The 14,833-nt window shown below is 74.2% G+C and carries 12 protein-coding genes; 8 read left to right on the top strand and 4 right to left on the bottom strand.

The genetic code is table 11. The features are described 5' to 3' along the window. Positions 1–245: 245 nt before the first annotated feature. The 5 genes from ACPU2J_RS28760 to ACPU2J_RS28740 all read left to right on the top strand — a co-directional run bounded on the left by ACPU2J_RS28760 (position 246) and on the right by ACPU2J_RS28740 (position 5,828). The gene (locus tag ACPU2J_RS28760; protein WP_399816750.1) at positions 246–599 is read left to right on the top strand and encodes a hypothetical protein; all 354 of its coding nucleotides are present in this window, start codon (positions 246–248) and stop codon (positions 597–599) included. Then, on the top strand, positions 592–1,626 hold the full coding sequence (locus ACPU2J_RS28755) for a polyprenyl synthetase family protein (protein ID WP_420078967.1): 1,035 nt from the start codon (positions 592–594) through the stop codon (positions 1,624–1,626). The genes ACPU2J_RS28760 and ACPU2J_RS28755 overlap by 8 nt, the downstream gene beginning before the upstream one ends. Before the next feature lie 45 nt (positions 1,627–1,671). Next, on the top strand, positions 1,672–2,853 hold the full coding sequence (locus ACPU2J_RS28750; protein WP_420078968.1) for an oxygenase MpaB family protein: 1,182 nt from the start codon (positions 1,672–1,674) through the stop codon (positions 2,851–2,853). A gap of 77 nt (positions 2,854–2,930) precedes the next feature. Continuing rightward, a complete protein-coding gene (locus ACPU2J_RS28745; protein ID WP_423834315.1) occupies positions 2,931–4,547 on the top strand; it encodes a molybdopterin-dependent oxidoreductase in 1,617 nt (538 codons plus the stop codon). 75 nt (positions 4,548–4,622) lie between these two features. After that, positions 4,623–5,828: an FAD-dependent monooxygenase gene (locus ACPU2J_RS28740; protein WP_423834314.1), complete on the top strand. Its 1,206-nt coding sequence runs from the start codon at positions 4,623–4,625 to the stop codon at positions 5,826–5,828. On the opposite strand, the gene ACPU2J_RS28735 is transcribed toward ACPU2J_RS28740, so the two are convergent. After that, positions 5,767–7,077: a cytochrome P450 family protein gene (locus tag ACPU2J_RS28735; RefSeq protein ID WP_423834313.1), complete on the bottom strand. Its 1,311-nt coding sequence runs from the start codon at positions 7,075–7,077 to the stop codon at positions 5,767–5,769. The genes ACPU2J_RS28740 and ACPU2J_RS28735 overlap by 62 nt on opposite strands. Positions 7,078–7,217: 140 nt before the next feature. Between ACPU2J_RS28735 and ACPU2J_RS28730 the strand changes: the two genes are divergently transcribed. Beyond that, positions 7,218–8,141, top strand: coding sequence for an SDR family oxidoreductase (locus tag ACPU2J_RS28730; protein ID WP_420078972.1), 924 nt, complete (start codon positions 7,218–7,220; stop codon positions 8,139–8,141). Positions 8,142–8,204: 63 nt separating this feature from the next. On the opposite strand, the gene ACPU2J_RS28725 is transcribed toward ACPU2J_RS28730, so the two are convergent. Beyond that, positions 8,205–8,999: a MarR family transcriptional regulator gene (locus ACPU2J_RS28725; RefSeq protein ID WP_423834312.1), complete on the bottom strand. Its 795-nt coding sequence runs from the start codon at positions 8,997–8,999 to the stop codon at positions 8,205–8,207. 258 nt (positions 9,000–9,257) lie between these two features. On the opposite strand from ACPU2J_RS28725, the gene ACPU2J_RS28720 reads away from it, so the two are divergent. Beyond that, the gene (locus tag ACPU2J_RS28720; RefSeq protein ID WP_420078974.1) at positions 9,258–10,484 is read left to right on the top strand and encodes a serine hydrolase domain-containing protein; all 1,227 of its coding nucleotides are present in this window, start codon (positions 9,258–9,260) and stop codon (positions 10,482–10,484) included. Between the two features lie 84 nt (positions 10,485–10,568). On the opposite strand, the gene ACPU2J_RS28715 is transcribed toward ACPU2J_RS28720, so the two are convergent. Continuing rightward, positions 10,569–11,345 carry a TetR/AcrR family transcriptional regulator gene (locus ACPU2J_RS28715; RefSeq protein ID WP_423834311.1) on the bottom strand — a complete coding sequence of 259 codons (777 nt, stop codon included), beginning with the start codon at positions 11,343–11,345 and terminating at the stop codon, positions 10,569–10,571. Positions 11,346–11,441: 96 nt separating this feature from the next. Between ACPU2J_RS28715 and ACPU2J_RS28710 the strand changes: the two genes are divergently transcribed. Then, positions 11,442–13,703 (top strand): ATP-binding cassette domain-containing protein, encoded by a 2,262-nt coding sequence (locus tag ACPU2J_RS28710; RefSeq protein WP_423834310.1) that lies wholly within the window; start codon positions 11,442–11,444, stop codon positions 13,701–13,703. Here ACPU2J_RS28710 and ACPU2J_RS28705 read toward each other — a convergent pair whose 3' ends face one another. Continuing rightward, on the bottom strand, positions 13,704–14,768 hold the full coding sequence (locus ACPU2J_RS28705; RefSeq protein ID WP_420078977.1) for an enoyl-CoA hydratase/isomerase family protein: 1,065 nt from the start codon (positions 14,766–14,768) through the stop codon (positions 13,704–13,706). It abuts the gene before it with no gap. Positions 14,769–14,833: the final 65 nt, after the last annotated feature.

The following is a 14,833-nucleotide window of genomic DNA, read 5'->3' as shown; positions in this document are numbered from 1 at the left end:
GCACGCCGGGTCGCCCGCGCCGCAGGCCCGTACCGGTGGTGCCCGCTCGGTCGCCCGTGCGGCGACCGTCACCCTCCCGGAGGAAACCCGGCACTCCGGAGGGGGAGTTCTCCTCCCTCAACTCGCCGTACGGGAACGGCACTCGGTTGACTGGCCCGCAAACGATCAGGGGCGACCACCGGCACGGTCCGGTGGCCGCCCCTTCCGATGCCGCGCGGCGCGAGCGACCAGGAGGGCACCCGACCATGTCCCGGACCGAACACGAGAACTCCGCCCAGGGGAAGCACGAACGGGAACGCACGACGGGCACCGGACCCACGGGCACCGGACCCGCGGCCGCCTCGCTGGAGCTGCTGACCCTGCTGGCCGCCGGGGTCGCCGACCTGGCCCTGGACCAGCTGCGGCAGACCGCCGACCGCGCCCAGGACGCGATGCGCCGGGCCGACCTGCGCGAACTGCTCACCGACGGGGTGGTGGAGCTGCGCAAGCGCGGGGAACTGGCCACCCGCCGGGCCGGCGTGAACGGCGAGAACTACCTGGAGACGATGGCACGGCGGGCCGCCGAGAACATCGCCTCCGAGGGCCGCCCCTGTGCATGACCACACCGGCTTCAAGGAACGCATCGACGCGGTGCTGGTCCGGCTGGCCGACGAGGAGGAGGCCGCCCTGCTCGACCTCCATCCCGAACTCACCCCGCTCTCCGAGCAGTTACGCCGCTCCCTGGCCCGGGGCAAACGGCTGCGGGCCGCCTTCCTCTACTGGGGGTGGCGGGCGGCCGGACAGCCCGACTGCGACGGTGTCGTCCGGGCCGCGGCGGCGATGGAACTCGTGCACGCCGCGGCCTGCACCCACGACGACATCATCGACGGCAGCCGGATGCGGCACGGGCAGCTCACCGCGCACGCCGCCTTCGCGGCGGCCGGGCGGCGCTCCACCCCGCTGGCGATGATCCTGGGCGACCTGCTGATGGGATACGCCGGGCACGTCTTCGGCACCTGCGGGCTGCCCGGGGCCTATCTGGCCCGGACCCTCCCCCTCTGGTCCGCCCTGCTGCGGGAGACCATGGCGGGCGAGTTCCTGGAGGTGCTGCGCACCCGCCCGGGGCCGGACCGCGATCCGCTCGTGGCGGAGTCGCTGGAGGTGGCCCGCTTCAAGACGGCCAAGTACACCGTGGAGCGCCCGCTCCACCTGGGCGTCACCCTCGGCGGCGGCCCCCGCGCGCTGGTGGAGGCGTTCTCCGCGTACGGCCTCCCCCTCGGCGAGGCCTTCCAGCTGCGCGACGACCTGCTGGGGACCTTCGGCGACCCGGCCAGGACCGGGAAGTCGAACCTGGACGACCTCCGGGACGCCAAGCCCACGGCGCTGCTCGCGCTGACGGTCGCCGCGGCCGGCCCGGACGACCGCCGGCTCCTCGCCAAACTCGTCGGCAATCCGGAGCTCGGCGAGGCCGAGGCCTCCTCCGTACGGGGGCTGATGGAACGCAGCGGGGCCAGACAGCGGGTGGAGGACATGATCCGCGAACGCATCGCGCGGGCGCACGGCGCGCTGGACGCGGCGCCGATGCCCGCCGAGGCCCGCGCGGCCCTGCACGACCTGGCCGGCACCGCGGCCGACCGCTCCCTGTAGCCGGTGGCACGGCACTGCACCCCAGACACGACAAGGACGACCGACGTGAACCCCACCCAGACCGCTCCGCCGCGCCCGCGCTACGACGACGCCGCACTCGACGCGCTGCGCACCCAGGGCGACCCGCTCGCCGACGAGACCGTCGCCGCGATGTTCCACCGCAAGGAGATCGGCGACCTCAACACCCTGATGCGCTTCTTCACCACCGCCGGGGACAGGCTCCCCGAACAGCTCCCGGCCTCCGCCCGCGCCTACTTCGAGGCGACGGCCATGCCGCCGGGCTGGGTGGACTGGGACGTCATGGAGCAGGCCAGGCTGTTCTTCATGGACAACGCGGCCCACATCAACACCGGACTGTCCTTCGCCGCGATGCCCGCGACCTACGCCGTGCCCCGGCTCGCCCGGCTGCTGTCCTCCACGCACTCCCTCGCGTACCCCTCGCGCCGGATGGCGAACACCGGGCAGTTCGTCACCTATCTCATGCAGACCAACTCCTTCGCGGAGGGCAGCAAGTTCATCCCCGCCGCGCAGAAGGTGCGCCTGCTGCACGCGGCGGTCCGCCACCACCTGCGCCACGGCGGCCACTGGGACGTCGAACGGGACGGCATGCCGATCTGCCAGGAGGACATGATCGGCGGCCAGATCTGCTTCTCGCTGCTGGTGCTCGACGCCATGCACCGGCTGGGCATCCACATGAGCGAGGAGGGCGCGGAGTCCTACTTCTACGCCTGGCGGGTGGTCGGCGCGATGCTGGGCTGCGACATGTCCGCCGTGCCGCGGACCCTCGCCGAGGCCCGTGACTACTGCGACCTCTACCTGCTGCGCAACCTCGGCCCCTCGCCCGAGGGGGTGCGGCTCAACGCCCAGCTGATGCGCATGTACGAGGACGTGGTCCCGGGCACCCTCTTCGACCCGATGGTCCCGGCCACCGTCCGCTTCCTCGTCGGCGACACCATCGGCGACTGGCTGGAGATCCCGCGCAGCGCCTGGGACGCGGCGGCGAAGGCGGTGCCGGTGTTCCTCGGGCTGCTGGAGACCATCGAGGACAGCAGCCCGTACGCGGAGTGGGCGCTCGACAAGGCGGGCTCGCTGCTGTCCGGCTTCGAGCTGGCCTCCCTGACCCGGGGCCGGGTCATGCACCACGCCATTCCCGCGGAGCTGAAGGACGAATACGGGGTGAAGCCGCCGCGTACCGGACGCTGGGTGCCGCCCGCGCCGGTGCACTGAGCACCGCGTCACGGCGCGTCCCGTCCGCCCACCCGCCGTGAGCGGCCCGCGCCGCCGGGGAGGGGCACACTGGCGGTGTGGAGGCAGACCCGAACCGTCCGGTCCGGTCGCGCCGGGTACGCGGCGCGGTCGCCGGGCTGGTCGCCGCGTTCGCCGGCCTGGCGGTCGCCCAGCTGGTCACCGCGGTGGCCCGGCCGGAGGCCGCGCCGGTGACAGCCGTCGGCGGTGCCGCGGTGGACCTCACGCCGACGGCCGTCCGGGAGTGGGCGATCGGCCTGTTCGGCAGCGCCGACAAGGCGGCGCTGGCCCTCGGCATCGTCCTGGTGCTGGCGGTGGCGGCCGGCCTGACGGGCCTGCTCGCCGTGCGCAGCCTGCCTGCCGGGGTCGCGGTCACCGCGGCGTTCGGGCTGGTGGGGGCGGCGGCCGCGCTGAGCAGGCCGGAGGCCTCCTGGCGGGACGCGCTGCCGTCCCTCGCGGGCGCCCTGGCCTCGGCCGGGGTGCTGTGGCTGCTGGTCACGGCGGCGCGGCGGCCCCGACCTGCCGGAGCCCCGGCCGACGGGGCGTGGACGGTGGACCGGCGCGGCTTCGGGCGGCTGGTGGGCGCCGTCGTGGCCGGCTCGGCCCTGGCCGGTCTCGTCGGGCGGCGGCTCGGCGCGCACGGCTCGGCGGGGGCCACCGCCTCCCGGGCCTCCCTCGTCCTGCCCCCGCCCGCCGTGCCCGCGCCGCCGGTGCCCGCCGGAGCCGACCTGCGGGTGCCCGGCCTGGGCCCGTTCATCACCCCGGCCCGGGACTTCTACCGCGTCGACACCGCCCTGGTCGTGCCCCGTGTGGACGCGGACGCCTGGCGGCTCCGGATCCACGGCGAGGGGGTCTCCCGCCCCCTCACCCTGGACCTGCGGGAGCTGCTGGCGCGGCCGCTGGCCGAGCACGACGTCACCCTCACCTGCGTGTCGAACGAGGTCGGCGGCCCGTACGCGGGGAACGCCCGCTGGCTCGGCGCGCCCCTCGCCGAGCTGCTGCGCGAGGCCGGGGTGCGGCCGCCGTCCGAGGGCGGCCCGGCCGACCAGATCGTGGCGCGCTCGGTGGACGGCATGACGCTGGGCACGCCCGTGGAGACCGTCATGGACGGCCGGGCCGCGCTGCTCGCCGTCGGGATGAACGGCGCTCCCCTGCCGTTCGCGCACGGCTTCCCCGTCCGGATGGTCGTCCCGGGCCTGTACGGGTACGTCTCCGCCTGCAAGTGGCTGACCGAGCTGCGCCTGACCACCTTCGCCGCGTACGACGCGTACTGGGTGCGCCGTTCCTGGGCCGCACGGGCCCCGGTGAAGACGCAGTCGAGGATCGACACCCCGCGTCCGTACGCCGGTCTCGCCCCGGGCCGGGTGGCGGTCGCCGGGGTGGCCTGGGCACAGCACCGGGGGATCTCGCGGGTCGAGGTGCGGGTGGACGGCGGTCCGTGGCGGGAGGCCCGGCTGGGCGCCGCGGACGGTGCGGACGCCTGGCGGCAGTGGGTGTGGGTGTGGGACGCGGCACCGGGGCCGCACACGCTGGAGGTCAGGGCGACGGACGGGACGGGGGCCGTGCAGACGGACGTCCGCTCCGGGACCGTCCCCGACGGGGCGACCGGGCTGCACCGGGTGGACGTCCGGGTGAAGGCGCTGGGCGGGACCCCGGGCGGGGCACCCGGACCCTAGAGTGGCGCGGGGCCGTGGACCCTAGAGTGGCGCGGGGCCGTGGGGGTGCCCGTGGCGGACGAGGGGTGGTGTGCCGTGGTGAGGCGTCACGCGGTGGTGGCGGGGGCCGGGATCGGCGGGCTGACGGCCGCCGTCGCCCTGCACCGGCAGGGGTGGGAGGTCACCGTCTGCGAGCGCGCGCCCGCGCTCCCGGCCACCGGTGCCGGGATCGGCCTCGCGCCCAACGCCCTGCGCGCGCTGGACACGATCGGCGTGGACGCCGCCTACGCGGCGGGCCGCTCGGTGCCCGCGACGATGGGGGTGCGCAGCCCCGACGGCCGGTGGCTCACCCGGTCCGCGACCGCGGACATGGCGGCCCGCTACGGGGTGGCGCCGATCGCCGTCCCCCGCCCGGCGTTCACGGCCGCCCTGGCCGCGGCCCTGCCGCCGGAGTGCCTGCGCTACGGCACCACGGTGACGGGCGTGGACGACGCGGCGGGCCGCGCGGTCGTCCGTACCGGGGACGGGTCCGGCCTGCCGGCCGATCTCGTGGTCGCGGCCGACGGCATCCACAGCCCGCTGCGCCGGGCGTTCTTCCCCGCGCACCCGGGGCTGCGCCATGTCGGCGAGACGGCCTGGCGCACCATGGTGGACGCCACCGGGGCCGGGACACCGGCCATGAGCGAAACCTGGGGGCCGGGCCGGAGGTTCGGTGTGACCCCGTTGTCGGACGGCCGGTTCTACCTCTACGCCACCGCCGTGGTCCCGGCCGGCACCCGCCCGTCCGATCCGGTCGCCGTGCTCCGCCGGCTCTTCGGCACCTGGCACGATCCGATCCCGGCCCTGCTGGACCGGGTGGGCCTGCTCGACCCGGCGGAGCTGCTGTGCAACGACCTGTACGACCTGGCGGCGCCCCTGCCCCGCCTGCACCACGGCCGCATCGCCTGGCTCGGCGACGCCGCCCACGCCATGACCCCCAACCTCGGCCAGGGCGGCTGCCAGGCCATCGAGGACGCCGCCGTCCTCGCCCACCTCCTCACCGACACCCCCGCCCACCGGATCCCCACCGCCCTCACCGCCTACACCACCGCCCGCCACACCCGCACCGACAGCATCCGCCGGCGGGCCCGCCGCACCGGCCGGCTGGGCGTCCTGCGCGATCCGCTCGCGGTGGCGGCCCGGAACCTGGCGGTCCGTGTCACCCCGGACCGGCTGGCCCTGCGCGGCATGGACGGCCTGTTCAACGGTTTCCGGCTGCCCGCCCGGGAGCTGCCGCACGATCGCGGCGCGGGTACGGCCTGACCGGCAGGGCCTGCACGCTGTTGCCGATGAAGCTGCGCTGGCGGGGCAGTTCGTCCTCGGGGGTCGCCAGGTCGAGGTCGGGGAAGCGGGTGAAGAGCTGCTCCAGGGCCGTCGTCGCCTCCAGCCGGGCGAGCGGCGCACCCACGCAGTAGTGCGCACCGTGTCCGAAGGACAGGTGGCGGGCGGCCGTGGGGCGGGTGAGGTCGAAGCGGTCGGCGTCCGGGCCGTGGGCGGCGCCGTCCCGGCCGGCGGCGGTGTAGCCGGCGAGGACCGGGGTTCCCCGGGCGATGACGGTGCCGCCGACGGTCAGGTCCCGGGTGGGGTAGCGGAAGGGGAACCAGCTGATCGGGCCGTCCCAGCGGAGGGTCTCGTCCACGACGTCCGACCAGTCGGCCCTGCCCTCCCGGACGAGGGCGAGCTGGTCGCGGTGGGTGCACAGGGCACGGACGGCGTTGCTGATGAGGTTGAGGGTGGTCTCGTGCCCGGCGACGAGCATCAGGCGCATGGTGCCGATGAGTTCGGCCTCGGTGAGCCGGTCGCCGCCGTCCTCCCGGGCGGCGATCAGGGCGCTGGTGAGGTCGTCCCCAGGGGTCTCGCGGCGGGCGGCTGCGATCGTGCCCATCAGCTCGACGAGTTCCCTCGCGGCGGCCATCGCCTCGGCCGGGGTGGTGTCGGTCGCGACGATGACCTTGTCGGACAGGTGGTGCAGCCGGCCGCGGTGCTCGGGGTCGACCCCGAGCAGTTCGCAGATGACGTTCATCGGGAGCGGCAGGGCGACGTGCTCGCGCAGGTCGGCGACGCCGTCGGGGGAGGCCGCGGCGGCCCGGTCCAGGTCGTCGAGGAGCGAGGCGGTCAGCTGTTCCACGCGCGGGCGCAGCCGTTCGACCTGCCGGGCGGTGAAGGCCCTGCCGACCAGGGCGCGCAGGCGCCGGTGGTCCTCGCCGTCGGCGGTGTGCATGCCCTGGGCGTTGGCGAAGACGCGCAGGGGCCAGTCGCGCGGGACGGTGCCGTCGTGCAGGGCGGAGAAGTGACGGTCGTCCTTGGCCGCCCCGGGGTGGGCGAGGAACTCCTTCAGCGCGTCGTGGCCCAGGACGACCGCCCCGGGCACCCCGCCGGGGAGCACGACCTCCGCGACGTCCCCGTGCTCGGCGCGCAGCCGGGCGTTGAGCGCGTGGGGGCAGCCTCCGGCGGGGTCGATCACGTACGGGGTGTCCGGGTCGTGCGGGAGGGGTGAGGTGTGGGGCGACAAAGCCGGTCTCCTGACCTGGTGGACGACTACCGGCCAACAGTGCTCCGTGGTGGGCGGGTTGGACAAGGCCGCCCCGCCGCCGGGCCGGAGATCCCCGTTTCCGCCGGGCCCCGGCGGCGCGGACGCCGTAGGGTCGGGGCATGCCGAAATCACAGCGGGGTCTGGAAGGCAGGGTGGCCCTCGTCGCGGGGGCGACGCGGGGCGCGGGCCGCGGCATCGCGGTCGCACTGGGGGCGCGGGGCGCGACGGTGTACGTATCGGGGCGCAGCACGCGGGGCAGACGTTCGGAGTACGACCGGCCGGAGACGATCGAGGAGACCGCCGAACTGGTCACGGCGGCGGGCGGGCGGGGGATCCCGGTGGTCGCCGACCACCTCGTCCCGGCCGAGGTCGAGGCCCTCGTCGGCCGCATCGACGCCGAGCAGGGCAGGCTCGACGTGCTGGTCAACGACATCTGGGGCGGCGAGCTGCTCTTCGAGTGGGACAGCACGGTGTGGGAGCACGACCTGGACAACGGACTGCGGCTGCTGCGGCTGGCCGTGGAGACCCATGCCGTGACGAGTCATTTCGCGCTGCCGTTGCTGCTGCGCGAGCCGGGCGGGCTGGTCGTGGAGATGACCGACGGCACCGCCGACTACAACGCCACCCGCTACCGGAACTCCTTCTTCTACGACATCGCCAAGTCGACCGTGCTGCGCATGGCGTTCGCCCTCGGTCACGAGATCGGCCCGCGCGGGGCGACGGCGGTGGCCCTGACGCCGGGCTGGCTGCGTTCGGAGATGATGCTCGACGCGTTCGGCGTGACGGAGGCGAACTGGCGGGACGCCCTGGAGAAGGTCCCGCACTTCGCGATCTCCGAGACGCCCGTGTACGTGGGCCGGGCCGTCGCGGCGCTGGCCGCGGACCCGGAGGTGTCGCGCTGGAACGGGCAGTCGCTCTCCAGCGGACAGCTCGCGCAGGTCTACGACTTCGACGACCTGGACGGCAGCCGACCGGACGCCTGGAGGTACGTGGTCGAGGTCCAGGACGCCGGCCGCCCCGCGGACACCACCGGCTACCGCTGAACGGACCCGCCCGCGGAGCGCGGACGGGGCGGCGGCCGCACCGCGGGCCCGTCGGGCCGCGGCTCACCCTCCGGCGGCGCTCCCGGAACGCCCGGCGCCCGCCGCGGTGTCCGGTGCGTCGTGCGCCGCGGTGTCCGCGCTCCCGGTGGGGCGGCGGCCCTGTCGCCACCGCTCCATGACCTCCTGGAGGGTCTCGCCCATGAGGAGGAGGAACTCGGCGGAGGTGCCGAAGCGGGCACCCGCCGGGGTCGTGGCGCCCAGGACCCCGGCTCCGCGCCGGGAGGCGGCCGCGAGGACGGCGTTCATCTGCACCGCGGCGAGGGTCGAGCGGAGCCAGATCTCGTCGTCGATGACGTAGCGTTCGCGGCGCGCGCCGGCGGTCCGCTCCCGTCTGATCATGCCCTGTGCCTCCAGGAAGGCCACGGCGTGCGAGACGGACGCCGGGCTGACCCGGAGCCGCTGGACCAGCTCGGTGGCGGTGAGGGCGCCCGAGTCGGTGACGTACAGGGCGACCAGCACCCGGGCCGCCATCCGGGGCACCCCCTGCTGTTCGAGGAGGGTGGTGAAGGACTCCGCGAAGTCCTCCACCTCCCGGGGGTCGCGGCCGTGGCCGCCGTCCGGCTCCGCCGGCCGCGGCGGGCGCGGCGGGTCCTGCCGGATCCGCCGCGCGCGTTCGCGCGTGGCCCGCTCGGCCCGGTCCGCTCCGTAGGCTTCGGGTCCGCCGTTGCGGGTGACCTCCCGCATGACGGTCGAGGCCGGACGGCCCAGCCGCCGGCCGATCTCCGCGTATCCGAGCCCCTCGGACAGCCCCTCGGCGATGTGCCGGCGGTCCTCGCCGGTGAGCCTTCCTCCGGGCATCGGTGTCCCCTCCCCTTGTCGGGCTGCGGGCGCGGGGGTTCCGCGCACCCGTGCGCAGTATGCATTCACCACCGGTTCATTGCAAAGGCACTCGGCACCCATCATTGCATTCAATGTCAGCATCATTGCAATACAACGCCTACATTCCCAGACCTGCAAGCACTTCACGCGCCCAACCGCGTTGACGTTTCAGTAAACGCAATGTAGCTTCGTGAGCGTTCAGCAGTTGCCGAACAATCACCCACGGGGGAGAAGATCATGGGAAACCAGCACGCGGGATTCTCCGAGGCCGGCCTGCGCAGGGTGCGCGACGTCCTCACGCGGTACGTCGACTCCGGGAGGATCCCCGGCGTCGTCGCCCTGGTCGGCCGTGACGGACACACGCACGTCGAGGCGATCGGGACCATGCGCCACGAGGGCGGCGCGCCCGTCCGCCGGGACACGATCTTCCGGATGGCGTCCACGTCCAAGCCGGTCGCGATGGCGCCGGTGATGGTCCTGCTCGACGAGTGCGTCCTGCGCCTGGACGACCCGGTGGACCAGTGGCTGCCCGAGCTCGCCGACCGCCGGGTGCTGAGCCGCCCCGACGGCCCGCTGGACGACACGGTGCCGGCCCGCCGGCCCGTCACCGTGCGGGACCTGGTGACCTCCACCTTCGGCCTCGGCATGGACCTGTCGACGTTCGGTGCGCCGATCCAGGCCGCGATCCAGGAGCTGGAGCTGACCGGACACGCGACGCCCATCCCCGAGCAGGACGAGTGGATGCGCCGCCTCGGCACGCTCCCGCTGATGCACCAGCCGGGCGAGCAGTGGCAGTACCACATCAGCCACGACGTGCTGGGCGTTCTCGTCTCCAGGGTCACGGGCCGGCCGTTCGAGGCGTTCCTGCGCGAGCGCGTGCTCGACCCGCTGGGGATGACGGACACCGGCTTCCACGTGCCCGCCGGGAAGATCGACCGGCTGCCCCCCAGCTACGCGCCCCACCCGCAGACCGGCGAGTTCACGGTCTGGGACGAGGCGGAGGGCGGGCGGTACAGCACTCCCCCGGCGTTCCAGGCGGGCGGCGGCGGGCTGGTGTCCACCGCCGACGACTACCACGCGTACTTCCGGATGCTGCTGAACGGCGGCACGCACGGGACGACCCGGATCCTCTCGCGCGCCGCCGTCGAGCTGATGACCACCAACCGTCTGACGCCCGAGCAGGAGCGCACCCGTTCCGCGCTGGCCCGCGACGCCGTCCACGTGTCGTTCGGCCAGGGGCAGCAGGGCGGCTGGGGCTTCGGCATGGCGGTACGGACCTACCGCGGCGACTACGCGCCGCTCGGCCAGTTCGGCTGGGACGGCGGCACCGGCACCTCGGTGTACGCCGACCCGGAGAACCGGCTGACCGGGGTCCTCCTCACCCAGGTCGGGCTCTCCGTCCCGGATCCGGCACGGCTGGTCCAGGACTTCTGGACCACGCTCTACCAGGCGATCGACGAGTGAGACCCGCCCGTCCTGCCACCGCCCGTCCGGTCGCCCGGATCGCCCCGGGCGGCGGCGGGCCGGACCGCCGCGGGCGCCGGGGCGCTATCCGGCGTCCGCCGCGTCCCCCCGGCGGGACGCGACCAGGTGGGCCAGCCCGTCCAGGACGCAGCGGAGGCCGAAGTCCCAGATCGCCTGCGGGTGATAGCCGCCGACGGCGCTGCCGACGCGGCCGGCGAGCGGGTAGCTCTCGGGGTCCAGGGCCCGTTCCAGCAGCGGCCCGCTGACGGCCCACCAGTCCTCCTGACTCTGGCGGCTGTTGTGCGCGGCGGCGTCGGCGGCGGCCAGGGCGTTGGCGTGGACGAAGCCGAGGAGATGGGTCAGGGCCGCGTCCCTCTCGATGTCGGTGAGCCCGACCCCCTCGAACGCGGCCAGCTCGTACTCGTACTTCCCGATGACTCCCGGGCCCAGCGGCGGGCGGGTGACCGCCAGGTCCGGGATCCAGGGGTGGCGCAGGCCGAGGTCCCGGTTGTCCTCGGCCACCCGCGCCACCCGGACCCGCCAGGGGTCCTGCGGAGCCGACGGGGTGCGCTCCATGCGCCGGTAGGCCTCGTCCAGCATCAGGTCGAGCAGCTCGGCCTTGCCGGGGACGTAGGTGTAGAGGGTCATCGGCGTGACCCCGAGGCGCTGCGCCAGGGCCCTCATCGTCAGCGCGGCCAGCCCGGCCCCGTCCGCGAGGTCGATCGCCGCCCCGACCACGGCGTCCAGGCTGAGTCCCTGGCGGGGGCCGCGCCGGCCCGCGCGGGCCGGCTGCCCGGGCTCCCGCCACAGCAGCTCCAGCGTGCGGGCCGGGTCGCCCGCCCCGCTCCGGTCCCTCACCATGCGCGGCCCTCCGACCGTCGGATCCGATAATTCACTACGCCGTACACAGTACAGCGTATAGAGTTGTCGCGATCGCCCGCAACCGTGAGGAGTTCCGTGCACATCGCCGCCGACAACCATCAGGTCATCCAGGTCAGGGGAGCGCGGGAGAACAACCTCGCGAACGTCTCCCTGGACATACCCAAGCGCCGCCTGACCGTCTTCACGGGCGTCTCCGGCTCGGGCAAGTCCTCCCTGGTCTTCGGCACCATCGCCGCCGAGTCCCAGCGGATGATCAACGAGACGTACACGGCCTTCATCCAGTCCTTCATGCCGACCCTCGGCCGGCCGGACGTGGACGGACTGCACAACCTGAGCGCCGCCATCGTCGTGGACCAGGAGCGCATGGGGGCGGGCTCCCGCTCGACGGTGGGCACGGCGACCGACGCCTACACCATGCTGCGCATCGTCTTCTCCCGCCTGGGGTCCCCGCACATCGGCACGTCCAGTGCCTTCAGCTTCAACAACCCCGAGGGCATGTGCCCGCGGTGCGAGGGCGTCGGCCAGGTCTCCGACATCGACGTGGACCAGCTCGTCGACCGCGAACTCTCCCTCAACGAGGGCGCGATCACCGTCCCCGGGTACGCGGTCGACTCCTGGTACTGGCAGAACATGGCGAACTCGGGCTTCTTCTCCCCCGACACCCCGCTCAAGGACTTCACCGAGCAGGAGTGGGCCGACTTCCTGCACAAGGGCGCCGTGAAGGTGAAGTCCGGCTCCAACGGCTTCACCTACGAAGGCCTGATCACCAAGATCAGCCGGACCTACCTCGCGAAGGACCGCGAGTCCATGCAGCCCCACATCCGGGCCTTCGTGGACCGCGCCGTGGTCTTCGCCGACTGCCCGGACTGCGGCGGCAGCCGCCTCTCGGCGGCCGCGCTCTCCTCGCGCATCCAGGGCGTGAACATCGCCGAGTGCGCGTCCATGCAGATCAGCGAGCTCGCCGAGTTCGTCGGACGGATCGACGACCCGTCCGTGGCCCCGATGCTCGCGAACCTGCGCGGCCTGCTCGACTCCCTCGTCGAGATCGGCCTCGGCTACCTCAGCCTCGACCGCCCCTCCGGAACGCTGTCCGGCGGCGAGGCCCAGCGCGTCAAGATGGTGCGCCACCTCGGCTCCTCCCTCACGGACGTCACGTACGTCTTCGACGAGCCGACCACCGGCCTGCACCCGCACGACATCCGGCGCATGAACGACCTGCTGCTGCGCCTGCGCGACAAGGGCAACACGGTGCTCGTCGTGGAGCACAAGCCCGAGGTCATCGCCATCGCCGACCACGTCGTCGACCTCGGCCCGGGCGCCGGCACGGCCGGCGGGCAGCTCTGCTACAGCGGGGACGTGGCCGGGCTGCGCGCCTCCGGCACCCTCACCGGGCGCCACCTGGGCCACCGGACGCGGCTGCGGGAGACGGTGCGCACCCCGCGCGGGCACCTCTCGGTGAAGGGCGCCGACCTGCACAACCTGAAGGACGTCAGTGTGGAGGTGCCCCTCGGGGTGCTGACGGTGGTGACGGGCGTCGCAGGCTCCGGCAAGAGCTCCCTGATCCACGGCTACCTGGCCGGACGCGACGGCGTGGTGGTGGCGGACCAGTCGCCGATCCGCGGCTCGCGCCGCTCCAACCCGGCCACGTACACCGGGGTGCTGGGGCCGATCCGCACGGCCTTCGCCAAGGCCAACGGAGTCAAGGCGGCGCTGTTCAGCGCGAACTCGGAAGGCGCCTGCCCGAAGTGCAACGGCATCGGGCTGGTCTACACGGACCTGGCGATGATGGCCGCGGTGGCCTCCGTCTGCGAGGAGTGCGAGGGGAAGCGGTTCACCCCGGAGGTGCTGACGTACCGGCTCCGCGGCAAGAACATCAGCGAGGTGCTGAACATGCCGGTCGCGGAGGCCCACGAGTTCTTCCCCACCGGCCAGGCACGGGCCGTCCTCGGACGGCTGGTCGACGTCGGCCTGTCGTACGTCCGGCTCGGCCAGCCCCTCAACACCCTGTCGGGCGGCGAGCGGCAGCGGCTCAAGCTGGCCATCAGCATGGCGGAGAAGTCCTCGACGTACATCCTGGACGAGCCCACGACCGGGCTGCACATGGCCGACGTGGACAAGCTGCTGGCGCTGCTGGACCGGCTCGTCGACGACGGGAACTCGGTGATCGTCATCGAGCACCACCAGGCGGTGATGGCACACGCCGACTGGCTGATCGACATCGGCCCGGGCGGTGGCCGCGCGGGCGGCGAGGTGGTCTTCGAGGGCACCCCGGCGGCCCTGGTGGCCGGGGCGGACACGCTGACCGCCCGGCACCTCAGGGAGTACGTCGGGTCCTGATCAGGGCAGCCGCAGCTCGCGGCCCTCGCCGAGCGGCGCGAAGAACCGCCGCACCTCCGCGTCGCCGACCTCGGCGAGGGTCGCGGGGGACCACCGCGGCGTGCGGTCCTTGTCGACGACCTGGGCCCGGATGCCCTCCACCAGGTCGGGCGAGGCCAGCGCGTTGCAGGAGACGCGGAACTCCTGCACCAGCACCCGCTCCAGGGTGCCGAGCGCGGCGGCGCGGCGCACGGCGGCCAGGGTGACCTTGAGGGCGGTCGGGGACTTGGCCAGGATCGTCCGGGCGGCCTCCGCGGCCGCCGGGTCGTCCTGGCCGAGCAGCCGCTCCACGATCTCCTCGACGGTGTCGGCCGCGTAGCAGTGGTCGATCCAGGCCCGCGCCCCGGCGAGCACGCCGTCGCCGGGGCCGGTGGTGAACCGCGGCAGCACCTCGTGGACGGAAGTGCGGGCGAGGGCCGCGGTGAGCCCGGGAAGCCGCTCGGCGGGCACGAAGTGGTCGGCGAGCCCGCAGAGCAGCGCGTCGGCGGCGCCGACGGCCGCGCCGGTGAGGGCGAGGTGGGTGCCGAGCTCCCCGGGGGCGCGGGCCAGCAGGTGGGTCCCTCCGACGTCGGGGACGAAGCCGATCCCGGTCTCCGGCATGGCGACGCGGGAGCGCTCGGTGACGATGCGGACGCTGCCGTGCGCGGAGACGCCCACGCCGCCGCCCATGACGATGCCGTCCATGAGGGCCACGTACGGCTTGGGGTAGCGGGCGATACGGGCGTTGAGCCGGTACTCGTCCGCCCAGAAGGCGGCCGAGGCGGTGTTCCCGGCCTTGGCGTCGTCGTGGATGGCCCGGATGTCCCCGCCCGCGCACAGCCCGCGCTCCCCCGCCCCGCGGATCAGCACCTGCTCCACCGCGGGATCCTCCGCCCAGGCGGCGAGGGCCGCGTCGATCCGCACGACCATGGGGCGGGTGAGGGCGTTCAGGGCCCGGGGGCGGTTGAGGGTGACCACACCGGTCCGGCCCTCGACGCGGAACAGGACGGTGTCGTCGACGACGTCGGCAGCGCTTTCGGTCTTCACGGGGCCCAGTATCCCCAGGCCACCCGCGGGGACGGCCCGTCGGGGGCAGCGCGCGGGGACGGCCC

Source organism: Streptomyces manipurensis, assembly GCF_049570255.1.
In the GTDB taxonomy this organism is placed as follows: Bacteria; Actinomycetota; Actinomycetes; order Streptomycetales; family Streptomycetaceae; genus Streptomyces; species Streptomyces manipurensis.
The sequence above is the reverse complement of the archived record's forward strand: the minus strand, read 5'-3'. Positions and strand labels throughout refer to the sequence as shown.

What these genes read in the sequence shown, in the direction of transcription:
- ACPU2J_RS28760 (WP_399816750.1), top strand. Translation starts at nt 246, where the DNA reads ATGTCCCGGACCGAACACGAGAACTCCGCCCAGGGGAAGCACGAACGG.
- ACPU2J_RS28725 (WP_423834312.1), bottom strand. Translation starts at nt 8,999, where the DNA reads ATGCCCGGAGGAAGGCTCACCGGCGAGGACCGCCGGCACATCGCCGAG.
- ACPU2J_RS28715 (WP_423834311.1), bottom strand. Translation starts at nt 11,345, where the DNA reads ATGGTGAGGGACCGGAGCGGGGCGGGCGACCCGGCCCGCACGCTGGAG.
- ACPU2J_RS28730 (WP_420078972.1), top strand. Translation starts at nt 7,218, where the DNA reads ATGCCGAAATCACAGCGGGGTCTGGAAGGCAGGGTGGCCCTCGTCGCG.
- ACPU2J_RS28720 (WP_420078974.1), top strand. Translation starts at nt 9,258, where the DNA reads ATGGGAAACCAGCACGCGGGATTCTCCGAGGCCGGCCTGCGCAGGGTG.